We start from the raw sequence: 16151 nt of genomic DNA, 5'->3' as shown, positions 1-16151 counted from the left end.
CCGGGATACGTTTGGAAATCATTATCGGCGGCGCTCTTTGCCGGCAGGCCGGCCCAACAGTGACATTGGACACACGGACCCGCAAATGGGGGCCCCTCCAAACAAGGGGGCAGGCCCGCTCCTTCCGGCGCCGGTGCACCGGCGCGCCTGCGGCATGCGGCCGTCCGGCCGATGACACAATTGCCGGATGCCACTGCCGGTTCCCCGTGTGTCCATTCAAGCCGAGGACTTCGACCTCGGCCAAGAGGTGCAGCAGCTTCGCCAGGGTGATGCCGGCGTGGGCGCCGTCGCCAGCTTCGTGGGGACCGTGCGCGACCGCAGCGATGGCCAGGGCGTGAGCACGATGGAGCTCGAGCACTACCCCGGCATGACGGAGCGGGCCATCGAAACCATGGTCGATGACGCCTTCCAGCGCTTCGACATCCGCGCCGCCCGCGTGATCCATCGCATCGGCGCCTTGCAGCCGGGCGACCAGATCGTGCTGGTGGCGGTGAGCTCGGCGCACCGCGGCCAGGCGTTCCAGGCTTGCGAATTTTTGATGGACTACCTGAAGACCCAGGCGCCGTTCTGGAAGAAGGAACACACCCCGGAGGGCGCCCGCTGGGTGGACGCCCGGGTGAGCGACGATCAGGCGCTGCAGCGCTGGGGCATTGCCGCCGGCAACGCGGCCCCGCTGCGGTGATGGGGGCGCTGCCCTGGCCGCAGATGCTGGCCGTGGCCGTGGGCGCGGCCGCTGGCGGCTTGCTGCGCTGGGCGGCCGGCCTGTGGCTCAACAGCGCTTGGCTGGGGTTTCCGCTGGGCACCCTGCTGGTCAACTGCGCCGGCGGCCTGCTGATGGGCCTGGCCATGGTGGTGTTCAGCCGCTTTCCCGCGGAAACGCTGCGCCTGCTGCTGGTCACCGGTTTCCTGGGCGGCCTGACCACGTTTTCCGCCTACTCGGGTGAGTCGCTTGCGCTGCTGCAACGCGGCCAGGTGGCCATGGCGCTGGGGCACACGCTGGCCCATGTCGCAGGCGCCTTGCTGTGTGCCAGCGCCGGTTTCTCGCTCGGGCGCCTGCTGCTGAAAGGCTGGGGCGCGTGAGCGAGGGGCAGGTGCATGCGATGCGGGTGCTGCGCAGCGCGCTGGGCGGCTTTGCCACCGGCGTGACCATCGTCACCTGCGTCGACGGCGCCGGCCACCGGGTGGGGCTGACAGCCAACTCCTTCACCGCCTTGTCGCTGGAGCCGCCGCTGGTGCTGTGGTCGCTGCGCAGTGCCAGCCCCAGCCTGAACGCCTTTGCCAGCGGCGCCCACTTCGCGATCAACGTGCTCGGCGAGGGCCAGGTGGCGCTGTCGCGCCGTTTTGCCAGCCCGGTGGCCGACAAGTTCGCCGAGGGCGTGTGGCATGCCGGCCTGGGCGGCGTGCCGGTGCTCAACGAGGCGGCCGCGGTGTTCGAGTGCGAACTGGTGTCGCAGCAGGAGGCGGGCGACCACGTGCTGTTCATCGGCCGGGTGCTGCACTTTGCCGACGGCAGCTTGGCCCCGCTGGTGTTCCATGGCGGCCGCTATCACCGGCTCGGGCCGGTGCTGTAGCGCCGCTGGCCTGGCGCTCGCGCACGATGGGCACGCAGCCTGCCCTTGAAACTGCGCCCATGTCCCATACGTCGAACGGCAAGGAAGCGAGAAAAAGCCATGCGACTCGACAAACTCACCACCCGGTTCCAGGAAGCGCTGTCTGACGCTCAGAGCCTGGCCGTCACCCGCGACAACCCCTATATCGAGCCGGCCCACGTGCTGGCCGCCATGCTGGCGCAGGCCGAGGGCCCGAAGGCGCTGCTGGACCGCGCCGGCGCCAACACCGCCGGGCTGCGTCAAGCGATGGAGACGGCGATCAACGCCTTGCCCCAGGTGCAAGGCGGCCAGACGCAGATCGGCCGCGAACTGCAGAGCCTGCTGCAGGCCACCGAGAAGGAGGCGTCCAGGCGCGGCGACCAGTTCATCGCGAGCGAGATGTTCCTGCTGGCCCTGGCCGATGCCAAGAGCGACATCGGCGGCATCGTGCGCGGCCACGGGCTCACCCGCAAGGCGCTGGAAGCGGCGATCGACGCGGTGCGCGGCGGCCAGAACGTGGACAGCGCGGAGGCCGAGGGCCAGCGTGAGGCGCTGAAGAAGTACACGCTCGACCTCACCGAGCGCGCCCGCCTGGGCAAGCTCGATCCGGTGATCGGCCGCGACGACGAGATCCGCCGCGCCATCCAGGTGCTGCAGCGCCGCAGCAAGAACAACCCGGTGCTGATCGGCGAGCCCGGCGTGGGCAAGACCGCGATCGTCGAAGGCCTGGCGCAGCGCATCGTCAACGGCGAGGTGCCCGAGACGCTGAAGAACAAGCGCGTGCTGGTGCTGGACATGGCCGGCCTGCTGGCCGGCGCCAAGTACCGCGGCGAGTTCGAGGAGCGGCTGAAGGCGGTGCTCAAGGAAGTGAGCCAGGACGAGGGCCGCATCATCCTGTTCATCGACGAGCTGCACACCATGGTGGGCGCCGGCAAGGCCGAAGGCGCCATCGACGCCGGCAACATGCTCAAGCCCGCGCTGGCGCGCGGCGAGCTGCACTGCATCGGCGCCACCACCTTGGACGAGTACCGCAAGTACGTCGAGAAGGACGCCGCGCTGGAGCGCCGCTTTCAGAAGGTGCTGGTGGACGAGCCCACCGTGGAGGCCACCATCGCCATCCTGCGTGGCCTGCAAGAGAAGTACGAGGTGCACCACGGTGTGGAGATCACCGACCCGGCCATCGTGGCCGCGGCGGAGCTCAGCCACCGCTACATCACCGACCGCTTCCTGCCCGACAAGGCCATCGACCTGATCGACGAGGCAGCGGCCAAGATCAAGATCGAGATCGATTCCAAGCCAGAGGCCATGGACCGGCTGGACCGCCGGCTGATCCAGCTGAAGATCGAGCGCGAGGCCGTGCGCAAGGAGAAGGACGAAGCCTCACAGCGCCGCATGGGCCTGATCGAGGACGAGATCACCAAGCTGGAGCGCGAGTACGCCGACCTCGAGGAGATCTGGCAGACCGAGAAGGCCGCCGCGCAAGGCTCCGCCCATGTGAAGGAAGAGATCGATCGCATCCGCTTCCAGATCGAGGAGTGGAAGCGCAAGGGCGACTTCAACAAGGTGGCCGAGCTGCAGTACGGCAAGCTGCCCGAGCTGGAGAAGAAGCTCAAGGACGCTCAGGCCAAGGAATCGGGCAAGGCCAAGGCGGGTGCCACGCCGCAGCTGCTGCGCACCATGGTGGGCGCGGAAGAGATCGCCGAAGTGGTGTCGCGCGCCACCGGCATCCCGGTGAGCAAGCTGATGCAGGGCGAGCGCGACAAGCTGCTGCAGATGGAAACCAGGCTGCACGAGCGCGTGGTGGGCCAGGAAGAGGCGATCGTCGCGGTGAGCGATGCGATCCGCCGCTCGCGCGCGGGCCTGTCCGACCCCAATCGGCCGTACGGCTCCTTCCTCTTCCTCGGCCCCACCGGCGTGGGCAAGACCGAGCTGTGCAAGGCGCTGGCCGGGTTCCTGTTCGACAGCGAGGATCACCTGATCCGCGTGGATATGAGCGAGTTCATGGAGAAGCATTCGGTGAGCCGGCTGATCGGCGCGCCGCCGGGCTACGTGGGCTACGACGAAGGCGGTTTTCTCACCGAGGCGGTGCGGCGCAAGCCCTACAGCGTGCTGCTGCTCGACGAGGTGGAAAAGGCCCACGCGGACGTGTTCAACGTGCTGCTGCAGGTGCTGGACGATGGCCGCCTCACCGATGGCCAGGGCCGCACCGTGGACTTCAAGAACACCGTGATCGTGATGACCAGCAACCTCGGCTCGCACATCATCATGCAGATGGCCGGCCAGGACCATGAGCTGATCCGCGAGTCGGTGTGGGCGGAGGTGAAGAACCATTTCCGACCGGAGTTCCTGAACCGCATCGACGAGACGGTGGTGTTCCATGCGCTGGACCAGAAGCACATCGAGTCGATCGCCAGGATCCAGCTCAGGAACCTGGAGCAGCGCGTCGCCAAGATGGACATGAAGCTGGACGTGTCGCAGGCGGCGCTGGTGGAGCTCGCCAAGGTGGGCTTCGATCCGGTGTTCGGTGCCCGGCCGCTCAAGCGCGCGATCCAGCAGCGCATCGAGAACCCGGTGGCCAAGCTGATCCTGCAAGGCCGCTTCGGTCCCAAGGACGTGATCCCGGTGGACGTGGCCAACGGCGAGTTCTCGTTCGACCGCGTGGTGCATTGATGTGACCTGACGGGCGCGCGGAGTGGCCGGCACTCCTAGAATCCCGGCCATGACCTCCACGCCCGCCGTCCGCCCGCCCGCTGCACCTGTTGTCATCGTGGGGGCCGGCCTGGCAGGCCTCACCGTGGCCCTGCACCTGGCCGCCACGCGGCAAGTGGTGGTGCTCGCCAAACGCAACCTCGACGAAGGCGCCACAGCCTGGGCGCAGGGCGGCATCGTCGGTGTGCTGGGCGAGGACGACAGCATCGACTCCCATGTGCGCGACACGCAGGACGCGGGTGCCGGCCTGGTGGACGAGGACACCGCGCGCTTCATCGCCGAGCACAGCGCGGCGGCGATCGAATGGCTGGTGGAGCAGGGCGTGCCGTTCTCGGCCGATCCGAGCGGGCCGCTCGGCCTGCACCTCACACGCGAAGGCGGCCATGCCGTGCGCCGCATTGCCCACGCCGCCGACGCCACCGGCAAGGCGATCCACGACGCGCTGCTCGTGCTGGTGAAGAAGCACCCCAACATCACCTTGCGCGAGCGCTGGATGGCGGTGGACCTGATCACCTCGCGTCACTTGAAGCGCGAGGAGCCTTCACGCTGCTACGGCGTGTATGCGCTGGACATCGACTGCCAGCGCGTGGAGACCTTGCCGGCCTCGGCCGTGGTGCTGGCCACCGGTGGGGTGGGCAAGGTCTACCGCTACACCAGCAACCCCGACACCTCCACCGGCGACGGCATCGCCATGGCCTGGCGGGCGGGCTGCCGGGTGGGCAACATGGAGTTCATCCAGTTCCACCCGACCTGCCTCTACCACCCGCAGGAGCGCAGCTTCCTCATCACCGAAGCACTGCGCGGCGAGGGGGGCCACCTCAAGTTGCCGGACGGCACCCGCTTCATGTTCGCGCACGACGAGCGTGCCGAGCTGGCGCCGCGCGACATCGTGGCGCGCGCGATCGACTTCGAGATGAAGAAGCACGGCATCGACCATGTGTGGCTGGACGCCACCCACCTGGGCGAGGCCTTTCTGAAGGAACACTTCCCCACCATTTATGCCCGCTGCCTGAAGCTGGGCATCGATATCACCAAGCAGCCGATTCCCGTGGTGCCGGCGGCGCACTACACCTGCGGCGGCGTGGTCACCGACCTGGAAGGCCGGGCCGACCTGCCGGGCCTGTATGCCGTGGGCGAAACCACCTACACCGGGCTGCATGGTGCCAACCGGCTGGCGAGCAATTCGCTGCTCGAATGCGTGGTGCTGGGCCGCACCTGCGCCGGGGCGATCCTGCAAGGGCCCGGTGCCTCCGAGCCGAACCTGCCGGCCTGGGACGAGAGCCAGGTGGAAAACGCCGACGAGCAGGTGGTCATCGCCCACAACTGGGACGAACTGCGCCTGATGATGTGGAACTACGTCGGCATCGTGCGCACCACCAAGCGGCTGGAGCGCGCGCTGCACCGCATCGAGCTGCTGCGCAGCGAGATCGACGAGTACTACGCCAACTTCCGCGTCAACCGCGACCTGCTGGAGCTGCGCAACCTGGTGGACTGCGCCGAGCTGATCGTGCGCTCCGCCCTGCTGCGCCATGAGAGCCGCGGCCTGCACTACAGCCGCGATTTCCCGAACAGCCTGCCGGTGAGCTTTCCCACCGTGCTGATCGGGCCGGCACGCAGGCCCGATCACAAGCGCTGACGCGCCTGAGCCGGCGTCAGCGCCGCGCCCGCATGGCCGCGCGCGCCTGCACGAACTCGAACGCGTGGGTCACCGCCTCGTCGATGGCGCGCTCGTTGTCCACCCGTTCCTTGTCGGTCATGTAAAACGCCAGGTCCACCGGGTGGCGGATGTAGCGCGGGGGCAGCCGGTTCAATGCCACGCACGCCACGTCGGCCAGCATCTCGCGGCGCAGGCCGGGGTAGCCGGCAGCGCGGTCCCGCACGGCGGCCAGCACCGGCTGCTCGTAGTGGTTCTGGATCGATTCGAAGTCGGCGGTGTCGCTCATGGTGGTGTCCGGCTCCCGGATGGGCGCGATATCGCCTCATCGGCTGCTTTGGCGCAAACTGAAGCGATGGCACTCCCGCAGCCGCAGTTCACCCTCGAGCCACTGACCAGCGCGCACGCCGAAGAGATGTACGCCGTGTTGTCCGACCCGGCGATCTACCTCTACATCGAGGACACGCCGCCCACGTCGGTGGACCATGTTCAGGCCTGGTTCACCAAGCTGGAGGCGCGGCGCTCGCCTGATGGCGCCGAGTTGTGGCTGAACTGGGTGGTGCGCGATGCCGCCGGCCAGGCCACCGGCTACGTGCAGGCCACCGTGCTGGCGCCACACACCGCCTTCGTGGCCTATGTGTTCGCAAGCGCCCATTGGGGCCGCGGGCTGGCGAAGGCGGCCATGGGCAGGATGTTGCGCCTGCTGGCCGACGAGTTCGGCGTCGAGCAGTTCCGCGCCGTGGCCGACCGGCGCAACACGCGGTCGGTGCGCCTGCTGCAATCGCTGGGTTTCGAGCTGGCTGAGCGCCAGCCGGAGGCCACCGGGGACGTGGCCTACAGCCTGTCGAGCACCCGCATCGAATAGTCGGTCGCGATCACGTCCTTGGTGAGCTTGCCGATGGAGATGCGGTCCACGCCGGTGGCGGCGATGTCGCGCAGCTGTTCCAGCGTCACGCCGCCAGAGGCCTCCAGCAGGGCCCGGCCCTGCGTGATCGCCACCGCCTCGCGCATGCGCGTGAGGCTGAAGTTGTCCAGCAGCACACTGGTGGCGCCTGCATCGAGCGCCTCGCGCAGCTGCTCCAGCGTTTCCACCTCGATCTGGATGTCCACACCAGCGTTCAGCGCAAATGCATTGCGCAGCGCAGCCGCCACGCCGCCGGCCGCGGCGATGTGGTTTTCCTTGATCAGGATGCCGTGCCACAAGGCCAGGCGCTGGTTCTGCCCACCGCCCACACGCACGGCGTATTTCTGCGCCTGGCGCAGGCCGGGAATCGTCTTGCGGGTGTCCAGGATCGCGCAGCCCCTGGGGTTGGGCGAGGCACCTTCGATCGCCTGCACGTGCCGGCGCGTCACGGTGGCGGTGGCCGACAGCAGCTGCAGGAAGTTCAGCGCCGGTCGTTCGGCGGACAGCAGGGCGCGCGCATCGCCGTCGATGTGGCAGGTGTCGGTGTCGGCGTGCTGCAGCTCGCCTTCGGCATAGTGCCACTCGATGCGGGCGCCGCCATCCAGCGCCTTGATGCAGGCCTCGAACCAGTCGCGTCCGCACAGCACCGCCTCCTCGCGCACTCGCACCCGGGCACGCACACGCTGGCCTGCGGGCACCAGCTGGCCGGTCCAGTCGGCGCGGCCGATGTCTTCGAACAGGGCGTCGCGCACATTCCGCGCACGCGCTTCTTCCAGCGTTTCGTCGTGGTCGAACATGGCCCGCTCCTCAGGCCGCGCCCAGGTTGGGCACGAAGCCTTGCGCGGGCTGGGTGATCGCCGCCGGGTTGCGGGCCACGAAGTCCAGCATGCGGTCGATGCAGCCCAAGGCCTGGCTGCGCACCGGTTCCGGCACCAGCACTTCGCCCTGGCCCCGCTGCAGGCACTCCACCACGCCTTGCAGCGCGTTCATCGCCATCCAGGGGCAGTGTGCGCAGCTCTTGCAGGTGGCGCTGTTGCCGGCGGTGGGCGCTTCGATCAGCGTCTTGTCCGGCGCCAGCTGGCGCATGCGGTGCAGGATGCCGTTGTCGGTGGCGACGATGTATTCCTGGGCAGTGCCCTTGACCACCGCGTTCAGCAGCTGGGAGGTGGAGCCCACCACGTCGGCCATGGCGACCACGCTTTGCGGCGACTCCGGGTGCACCAGCACCATGGCGCCCGGATGCTGCTGTTTCAACAGCTCCAGCTCCAGGCCCTTGAACTCGTCATGCACGATGCAGGCGCCGTTCCACATCAGCATGTCGGCACCGGTCTGCTCCTGGATGTAGCGGCCCAGGTGGCGGTCGGGCGCCCAGAGGATCTTTTCGCCCTGGTCCTTCAGGTGCTGCACGATGGCCAGCGCGCAGGAGCTGGTGACCATCCAGTCGGCACGCGCCTTCACGGCGGCGCTGGTGTTGGCATACACGACGACCTTGCGGTCGGGGTGGGCATCGCAGAAGCGCGCAAAGTCCTCCGGCGGGCAGCCCAGGTCCAGCGAGCAGGTGGCGTCCAGGTCGGGCATCAGCACCCGCTTGTCGGGCGACAGGATCTTGGCGCTTTCGCCCATGAAGCGCACGCCGGCCACGACGAGCGTCTTGCTCGGGTGGTCGCGGCCAAAACGCGCCATCTCCAGCGAATCGGCCACGCAGCCACCGGTTTCCAGCGCCAGGTCCTGCAGGTCGCCGTCCACGTAGTAGTGGGCCACCAGCACCGCGTCGTGCTGCTTCAGCAGGGCGGCCGCGCGGGCCTTCCATTCCTGGCGTTGCGCCGGCGACAGCGGGGCGGGCACCTTGGCCCAGGCGTGGGCGGTGCAGCTCGCGCCGGAGGCGTCCTGGCGCGTGTAGTCGAAAAGCACTTGGCTCATGGGTGGGACATGCGGGCGCCGAGGCGGCGCGGCAAGTGGAGCAGGGGGTGAAGGATGGTAACGGAGCGGCCTTCTCCCCAGCGCCAGGCGGGAGCAGCGCCTGGCGACACGCGCTTCAGGCCAGGCGGCGCTCGGCCTCGCGCAGTTTCAGGCGCACCGTGGCCACGTTGGCCCGCTTGCGGTCCAGCAGCGCCAGCAGGAACAGGCCGGGCCGCCCAGCGACGGCGCGCACGATGTGCTGGTGCTCGCCTGCGGTCACGCTGAGTTCGTCCACCGGCGGCAGGCCCATGGTGCGTGCGGCGTGTTGCTGCCCGCGCAGGGCGAGCGAACAGGCGAGTGCCGCACGGGCGAGGTCGGGCGCCAGGCCTTTCGGCAGGGCGGTTTCGCCGGCGAGCAGCACGCCGGCCGCGCCGTCGACCAGCGCCGCGCCATGCACACCTTCGTCCTGCGCCAGCACCGCCAGCAGCCCTGCCGCGATCGCCGGGTCGGGGAGCTCCACCGCGCGCGCCACCGCCGGCACGGCGGGGCTGGCCTGCAGGCGCGTGTCCCACAGGTCGCGCAAGGTGTTCCACAGGCCGGACGGGCCGCGGCCGGGCTCGCCCACCACCTTGACATGCACGCTCGCCGGCCAGGCCATGGACCGGATGCGGGCGGCCAGGCCCTGCTCGCGCTCGGCCAGCAGAAACACGAGCAGCGGGCAGCGCCAGGTGCTCAGGCGCACCGCGGCCTCCAGGCGCTCCAGCAGCAGCACGGCGATGTCCACCGGCACGCCTTCGAGCAGCACGGCGGTGAGCTGGCTGCGCTCCATCAGCGCGCAGGCGATCTCGGCCTCCTCGGCACCGGCGGCGCGGGTGTCGGCGTGATAGACCTTCAGCAGGTTGCGCCCGCCACAGGGCACGGTGGTGCGCTCGATGGTGGCCAGGGTGAGCAGGGTGGCCTGCTCGCGCAGGTGCAGGCGCTCCACCGGCGCGCCGGTGGTGTCCGACAGCGCGTTGAGCAGGGCGGCGGCACGCTGGCGCGACAGGTCCAGCAGGCTCAGCATGTGGCTGGCGCTGTCCAGGTCGGCGCGGGTGCGGCGGAAGTGGTCACGGATGGCCTGCGCCGGCGATCCGGTGACAAACAGGTTTTCCGCGTGCGGGTCGCCCACCTTGGCATGCACGTTGAACGGGGCACCGTCCGCGGCCTCTTCCAGCACGGCGGTTTGCGCGAAGCCGTGCTCGCCGTCCGCGTCGGCGCCATCGGCCGCGGCGGTGCTGCGCGCGGCCTGTTGCCGCAAGGTGGCGATGTCGCCAAACAGGGACGCCAGCATCGGAGGCTCCGGCAGAGAAAAGGAATCCTGTGACCGTACCGATGCCGGCTCGGCCCAGGTGTTGCCGTTTGTTGCCCCCGCGCCTGGGCCGCGTGCTTACTTCACGCTGGTGCCGACTTTGCCGAGAAAGCGGCTCGGCGGGCTGCCCACCGAGCGCCGCACCATCGCGCTGAACGCGCTGGCGCTGGCATAACCCAGCTCGGCCGCGATGTGGCTCATCGGCCGCTTGCCCGCGGCCAGGGACACCGCCTGCGCCAGCAGCACCTGCTGGCGCCACTGGCCGAAGCTGGTGCCCAGCTCCTGGCGGAACAGGCGCGCCACGGTGCGGGGGCTGGCGCCGGCATCACTGGCCCAGCCGGCGAGCGTGGCATGGCGGGTGGGCTCGTCCAGCACCGCCTGGCACAGGACGCGCAGGCGCTTGTCCGCCGGCAGGTCCACCCCCAGCGGCACGGGCGCGGCGCGGCGCAGTTCGTCCAGCGCCAGGGCATTCAGGCGGGCTTCGCGCTGCAGCGCGGCGGCATCGAGCGCGGCCGTGCCATCGGGCCGCATGTCCATCTGCAGCACCAGTGCGCGCAGCAGGTCGGACACCTCCAGCACACGGCACTGGCGCCACGCCACCTGCTCGGCCTTGGGCAGGGCGCCGGGGCCGCAGCGGCCGCGCGGCTGATGGAGATACAGCGTGTGGATGTCGGTGTCGGCCAGCACCGTGACCGCATGCTCCACCTCGGGCGGAATCCACAGCGCGCGCGAGGGCGGCACGATGAAGGTGCCGTCGGCCACGGTCAGCCGGGTGACGCCGGTGAACGAGAACGCCACCTGTGCCCAGGCGTGGCGATGCGGCATCACCCCCACGTCGGTGCGCAGCCGGTGCACCTTGGCGCGCACCGGGCGCTCGGCCGTGGGCACGAAGAGGTGAGGCGTGAGCGGCCCGATGGCCTGTTTGCGTCCGGTTGGCACGATCTCGATAGAAGTTGGCCGGCTATCGTAAACCCGCCGCTGCTCCGGCGCCTAGGATCGGACATCTCCTTTCGTCGTCACGTCTGCGCCTCATGAGCAGTTCCACCGTTTCCGTGCCCTTGCGGCAGGATGCCCGCACCATCGGCCTCATCGGCCTGGCGCACGGCACGTCGCACTTCTTTCACATGCTGCTGCCGCCGCTGTTCCCGCTGTTCATCCGCGAGTTTGGCCTGAGCTATTCGCAGCTCGGCCTGCTGGTGACCGCCTTCTTCGTGGTGTCCGGCATCGGCCAGGCGCTGGCCGGCTTCCTGGTGGACCGGGTGGGTGCGCGGCCGGTGCTGTTTGCTGCGCTCGGGTGTTTCGTGGGCGCTGGCCTGGCGGCGTCCACGGCCGATGGTTATGCGGGGCTGGTGTTGGCCGCATTGCTGGCCGGCCTGGGCAATTCACCCTTCCATCCGGTGGACTTCACCATTCTCAACAAGCGGGTGTCGCAGCCGCGCCTGGGCCACGCGTTTTCGGTGCATGGCATCACCGGCAACCTGGGCTGGGCCGCCGCGCCGGTGTTCCTCACCGGCATGACGGCGCTCGCGGGCTCATGGCGGGTGGCGACAGCTGCCGCCTCGGGCTGGGCCCTGTTCGTGCTGCTGGTGCTGTGGCTGCGGCGCGATGCGATCGACGACCGCCAGGGCGCGTGGGTGCACGAAGCCAAGGCGCCGGGCGCGCCGGCGGTGGACGACCATCCGCTGGCGTTCCTGAAGCTGCCCTCGGTGTGGCTGTGTTTCTCTTTCTTCTTCTGGTCCACCTGCGCCCTGAGCGCGATGCAGAGCTTCTCCAGCCCGGCGCTGCAGCAGCTGTATGGCCTGCCGCTCACCGTGACAGCCTTCGTGATCACCGGCTTCATGTTGTGCGGTGCCGCCGGCATGGTGGCGGGTGGCTTCCTGGTCGGCCGCACGCAGCGCCTGGAGCGCCTGATCGGCGCCTGCCTCACCGGGGCCGCCTTGCTGCTGGCGCTGGTGGGCGCCGGCGTGCTGCCGGGCCTGGCCGCGGCTGCCGTTGCCGCACTGGCCGGTTTTGGCACCGGGCTGGCCGGCCCTTCACGCGACATGCTGATCAAACGCGCTGCGCCTCCCGGAGCCACCGGCCGGGTCTATGGCACGGTCTACTCCGGCCTGGACCTGGGCTTCGCGATCGCCGCACCGGTGTTCGGTGCACTGATGGACCGCGGCTCGGCAGCCTGGGTTTTCCACGGTGCGGCGCTGGCCTTGTTGATGGGCGTGGTGTCGGCGTCGTTCGTGGGTTTGCGCGTGGCCAGGACAGCAAGGAGTGCGGCTAAAGTGCCCGCATGACCGCTGCACCACCGCCCACCACCCCGCCCGCCCGGCTTGCCGGCCACCTGCTCGTCGAGGCACTGATCGCGCAAGGCGTGGACACGGCGTTCGGGGTGCCGGGCGAGAGTTTCCTGGCGGTGCTGGACGGTTTTCACGAGCACCGCGACCGCATTCGGTTCATCGCCTGCCGGCAGGAGGGGGGCGCCGCCTTCATGGCCGAGGCGCAGGGCAAGCTCACCGGCCGGCCCGGCATCTGCTTCGTGACCCGCGGGCCCGGCGCCACCAACGCGAGCATCGGCCTGCACACCGCCTTCCAGGACTCCACGCCGATGGTGCTGTTCATCGGCCAGGTGGCGTCCGACCAGCGCGACCGCGAGGCCTTCCAGGAAGTCGACTACCGGCAGATGTTCGGCCCCGGCACCTTGGGCTTTGCCAAGTGGGTGGCCGAGGTGCAGGACCCGCATCGCCTGCCGGAATACATCGGCCGCGCCTTCCACACCGCGCTGCAGGGCCGCCCGGGCCCGGTGGTGCTGGTGCTGCCGGAGGACATGCTCACCCAGCCCACCAGCGCACCGGTGCTGCCGCGGGTGGAGCCGGCGCTGGCCTGGCCGGCGCCCGGCGCATTGCGCGACGTGCGCAGCCTGCTGATGGCGGCGCAGCGGCCCATCGTCATTGCGGGCGGCAGCGGCTGGGACGCGGAGGCCTGCAATGCCCTGCAGCGCTTTGCCGAGAACTGGCACCTGCCGGTGGGCAACGCGTTCCGCTTCCAGGACACCTTTGACAACCGCCATCCGCTGTACGCGGGCGATGTCGGCATCGGCATCAATCCCAAGCTGGCGGCGCGCGTCAAAGAAGCTGACCTGGTGCTGGCCATCGGCCCGCGCCTGGGCGAGATGACGACCAGCGGCTACACGCTGCTCGATGTGCCGCGCCCGCGTCAGAAGCTGGTGCATGTGCACGCCGGTGCGGAGGAACTGGGCCGCGTGTACGCGGCGGATGTGCTGCTGCAGGCGTCCATGGTGTGCGCTGCCAAGGCGCTGGAGACCCTGGCAGCGCCCACTGACGTGCCGTGGCGCGCCTGGACCGACGCCGCGCATGCCGACTACGAAGCCAACCTGCAGCCCACGCCGGTGCAGCCGCTGGACATGGCCGAAGTGATCCGTGTTGTCGATCGCCTCGCGCCCGACGCGGTCTACACCAATGGCGCCGGCAACTACAGCGGCTGGCTCCATCGTTTCCACCGCTATCCCGGCCTGCAGCACCATGGCCGCACCCAGCTGGCGCCCACCTCCGGCGCCATGGGTTATGGCGTGCCGGCCGCGGTGGCCGCCAGCCTGCTGTACCCGCATCGCACGGTGGTCAACATCGCGGGCGATGGCGACTTCCTGATGACGGGGCAGGAACTGGCCACGGCCACCGGCTACGGCGCCAAGCGGCTCATCAGCATCGTGGTGGACAACGGCACCTACGGCACCATCCGCATGCACCAGGAGCGCGAGTACCCGGGCCGCGTGAGCGGCAGCGACCTGTTCAACCCCGACTTTGCCGCGCTGGCACGCGCCTACGGCTGGCGCGCCGAGCGGCTGGAGGCCACGGCGCAGTTTGAGCCCGCCTTTGCTGCGGCGCTGGAAAGCGGCCAGCCCACCTTGCTGCACCTGAAGCTGGATGCCGATGTCAGCACCAGCCGCACCACGCTGAGCGCGATCCGCGAGGCGTCGCTGAAGCGCCAGCCGCGTTGAGCAGCGCTCAGGCAGCGGGGCAGCCCAGGCGTTGGAACGCCTGTTGTGCCTTCGGCCCGCGCAGGTGGTTCTCCAGGTAGTAGCCCAGCAGCCCGCGCGCGAGCTTGTCGTCCTGCGGCGGGAAGAGGGTGCGCGCATCCGCGATCCATCCGTCCACGCAGTGCTGCGGTGTCGCGTCGGACGCGGCGCATTGCAGCAGCCGGCCATACGCCTGCCTGTAGGTGTCGAAGCCCGCGCGGCGCATGGGCGCGCCGTGGCCGGGTACCAGCCACTCGAAATCGAGTTCGGCCAGGCGGTCCAGCACCTGTTGCCATTGCGCGGGGCAGGCGGTGTCGAACAAGGGGGCGGGCAGGGTGACCAGGTCGCCGGACGCCAGCACCCTGGCGTGCGGCTGGTAGAGCCACACATCGCCCGCAGTCACGGCCTGTCGGGCCAGGCCGACCACGAACGGGCCACCCGCGATGCCGCGTGTCTGCGTGGCGTCCACGGTGACGTCCGGCGTGCTGGCGGCGCGCGCATCCATGATCTCCAGCTCATGGCCCAGCGCATGCCGTTCCACAGCTTCCGAGGGCAGGGTGGCGAGGCGCTCGTCGATCTGCCGGCGGTAGTTGGCCAGAAAGCCGGTGCGGGCCGCTTCGATCGCGCCGCTGGCCAGAACCGGGGGGGAACCGAAAGCTGCTTTCAAGCTCGCATTGCCACCGATGTGGTCGAGGTGCCAGTGGCTGTTGACGATGGCCTTGAGCGGCCGGCCATCGGCCTTCACCGCGGCCACCAGGCGCTCGGCATGGGCGGCGCTGCGGCCCGTGTCGAAGATGATCAGTCCATCGGGCGCTTCGAAGACCACGCTGTTGCCATCCGGCTGCTCGCCGGGCTCGAAACGGCCCGCCAGCCAGCTGACACCGGGCGCCACGGCGGGCAGGGGCACCGGCGCATGCGCGCAGGCGCACAGCGTGAGCACCAAGGACGCTGCGGCCGACAGTCGACGGACAGACGTTTGCATGGCCGGCAGCCTAGCGGCGTGCCGGGCATGCGGCAAGCGGCTCAGCCGCGCGCGGGCTTCCACATCAGCAGCACCACACCGGCCAGCACCACGGCCACCGCGCCCCATTCGAACGCGGTGACCTGCTCACCGGCGATGGCCACGCCGAGCAGCATCGCGATCACCGGGTTGACGAAGGTGTAGCTGGACGCCAACCCCGCCGACGCCTTCTGCAGCAACACCATGTAGGCGTTGAATGCGATCAGCGAGCCGAATACGACCAGGTACACCCAGGCCAGCACCGATTCGGTACGCGGCGGCCACTGGGGCGTTTCACCGCTCAAGCCGGACAGCGCCAGCAGCACCAGGCCCCCGCAGATCATCTCGCTCGCAAAGCCCATGGGGCCCGGGGCCAGCGGCAGGCTGCGCTGGCTGAGCACGCTGCCGATGGACCAGGTGATGCACGCGATCGCGATGGCGGCCAGCCCGGCGGGCGAGGCCTGGAAACCGGCGCCCTGGGTGAGCATCAGCACGCCGCCCAGGCCCACCGCGATGCCGGCGGTTTCCAGGCGCTGGGGCCGGATGCCGAAGCACAGGTTCACCAGCGCGATCATCAGCGGCACCACCGCGATGAAAGCCACCACCAGCCCGGATCCCACTGTCTGCTCGGCATAGGCGGTGCCGCCCATGCCGCCGGCCAGCATCAAGGTGCCCACCAGCAACGCATTGCGCCACTCGCGTGCCGAGGGCAGGGCGGCGCCGCGCCAGCGCATCCAGCCCAGCAGGAGCAGCCCGGCGACCAGGAAGCGGCTACCCATCTGGAAGAAAGGCGGCAGGCTCAGCAGCGCGTACTTGATGGCCAGGTAGGTGGAGCCCCACACCACCCAGGTGGCGGCCAGGCAGGCCAGGACCAGGGGCGACATGGGGGCAGAGGCGGCGGAAGGGGAGGCGGTGAGGGTCGTGCTCATGGAGCATCATCCTAAGAAAGAATCTTCTCCGGATCGATGCGAATTTCAAGGCACATCAGTGCGCTGCCCGCATTGTTTGCAGCTTCTGGCGCTGC

At 69.6% G+C, this 16151-nt stretch carries 15 protein-coding genes; 8 read left to right on the top strand and 7 right to left on the bottom strand.

Annotated features, from left to right (window positions below):
• Positions 1-187: 187 nt before the first annotated feature.
• From moaE to nadB, 5 genes are all read left to right on the top strand, one after another.
• Positions 188-682 (top strand): molybdopterin synthase catalytic subunit MoaE, encoded by a 495-nt coding sequence (gene moaE, locus VPH43_RS20735; protein ID WP_442909319.1) that lies wholly within the window; start codon positions 188-190, stop codon positions 680-682.
• Positions 682-1080 carry a CrcB family protein gene (locus tag VPH43_RS20730; protein WP_328579658.1) on the top strand — a complete coding sequence of 133 codons (399 nt, stop codon included), beginning with the start codon at positions 682-684 and terminating at the stop codon, positions 1078-1080. Before moaE ends, VPH43_RS20730 begins: the two co-directional genes overlap by 1 nt.
• A 20-nt stretch (positions 1081-1100) precedes the next feature.
• Positions 1101-1571: a flavin reductase family protein gene (locus tag VPH43_RS20725; RefSeq protein WP_328579805.1), complete on the top strand. Its 471-nt coding sequence runs from the start codon at positions 1101-1103 to the stop codon at positions 1569-1571.
• 99 nt (positions 1572-1670) lie between these two features.
• Complete coding sequence (gene clpB, locus VPH43_RS20720; RefSeq protein WP_328579657.1) at positions 1671-4259, top strand: ATP-dependent chaperone ClpB; 2589 nt, start codon at positions 1671-1673, stop codon at positions 4257-4259.
• A gap of 49 nt (positions 4260-4308) precedes the next feature.
• On the top strand, positions 4309-5934 hold the full coding sequence (gene nadB / locus VPH43_RS20715) for an L-aspartate oxidase (protein WP_328579656.1): 1626 nt from the start codon (positions 4309-4311) through the stop codon (positions 5932-5934).
• A 16-nt stretch (positions 5935-5950) separates the two neighbouring features.
• Here nadB and VPH43_RS20710 read toward each other — a convergent pair whose 3' ends face one another.
• A complete protein-coding gene (locus VPH43_RS20710; protein ID WP_328579655.1) occupies positions 5951-6241 on the bottom strand; it encodes a late competence development ComFB family protein in 291 nt (96 codons plus the stop codon).
• 66 nt (positions 6242-6307) lie between these two features.
• Here VPH43_RS20710 and VPH43_RS20705 point away from each other — a divergent pair, with 66 nt between their 5' ends.
• A complete protein-coding gene (locus tag VPH43_RS20705) occupies positions 6308-6817 on the top strand; it encodes a GNAT family N-acetyltransferase (protein WP_328579654.1) in 510 nt (169 codons plus the stop codon).
• On the opposite strand, the gene nadC is transcribed toward VPH43_RS20705, so the two are convergent.
• From nadC to VPH43_RS20685, 4 genes are all read right to left on the bottom strand, one after another.
• Complete coding sequence (nadC, locus tag VPH43_RS20700; protein WP_328579653.1) at positions 6787-7653, bottom strand: carboxylating nicotinate-nucleotide diphosphorylase; 867 nt, start codon at positions 7651-7653, stop codon at positions 6787-6789. The two genes, VPH43_RS20705 and nadC, sit on opposite strands and share 31 nt — an antisense overlap.
• Before the next feature lie 10 nt (positions 7654-7663).
• The gene (gene nadA / locus VPH43_RS20695; RefSeq protein WP_328579652.1) at positions 7664-8776 is read right to left on the bottom strand and encodes a quinolinate synthase NadA; all 1113 of its coding nucleotides are present in this window, start codon (positions 8774-8776) and stop codon (positions 7664-7666) included.
• Between the two features lie 115 nt (positions 8777-8891).
• Entirely contained in the window at positions 8892-10085 is a 1194-nt protein-coding gene (locus VPH43_RS20690) for a hypothetical protein (RefSeq protein ID WP_328579651.1), read from the bottom strand.
• Between the two features lie 96 nt (positions 10086-10181).
• Complete coding sequence (locus VPH43_RS20685) at positions 10182-11042, bottom strand: AraC family transcriptional regulator (RefSeq protein ID WP_328579650.1); 861 nt, start codon at positions 11040-11042, stop codon at positions 10182-10184.
• A gap of 92 nt (positions 11043-11134) precedes the next feature.
• Between VPH43_RS20685 and VPH43_RS20680 the strand changes: the two genes are divergently transcribed.
• Together VPH43_RS20680 and VPH43_RS20675 are read left to right on the top strand one after the other, a co-directional pair.
• The gene (locus VPH43_RS20680; protein WP_328579649.1) at positions 11135-12388 is read left to right on the top strand and encodes an MFS transporter; all 1254 of its coding nucleotides are present in this window, start codon (positions 11135-11137) and stop codon (positions 12386-12388) included.
• Positions 12385-14109, top strand: coding sequence for a thiamine pyrophosphate-binding protein (locus VPH43_RS20675; protein ID WP_328579648.1), 1725 nt, complete (start codon positions 12385-12387; stop codon positions 14107-14109). The genes VPH43_RS20680 and VPH43_RS20675 overlap by 4 nt, the downstream gene beginning before the upstream one ends.
• Before the next feature lie 7 nt (positions 14110-14116).
• Here VPH43_RS20675 and VPH43_RS20670 read toward each other — a convergent pair whose 3' ends face one another.
• Positions 14117-15109, bottom strand: coding sequence for an MBL fold metallo-hydrolase (locus tag VPH43_RS20670; RefSeq protein WP_328579647.1), 993 nt, complete (start codon positions 15107-15109; stop codon positions 14117-14119).
• Between the two features lie 41 nt (positions 15110-15150).
• Positions 15151-16056: a drug/metabolite exporter YedA gene (yedA, locus tag VPH43_RS20665; protein WP_328579646.1), complete on the bottom strand. Its 906-nt coding sequence runs from the start codon at positions 16054-16056 to the stop codon at positions 15151-15153.
• Positions 16057-16151 lie beyond the last annotated feature (95 nt).

Origin of the sequence: Ideonella sp. BN130291, from assembly GCF_036231905.1 — a bacterium.
Taxonomy (GTDB): Bacteria; Pseudomonadota; Gammaproteobacteria; order Burkholderiales; family Burkholderiaceae_C; genus CAMLIZ01.
The sequence above is the reverse complement of the archived record's forward strand: the minus strand, read 5'-3'. Positions and strand labels throughout refer to the sequence as shown.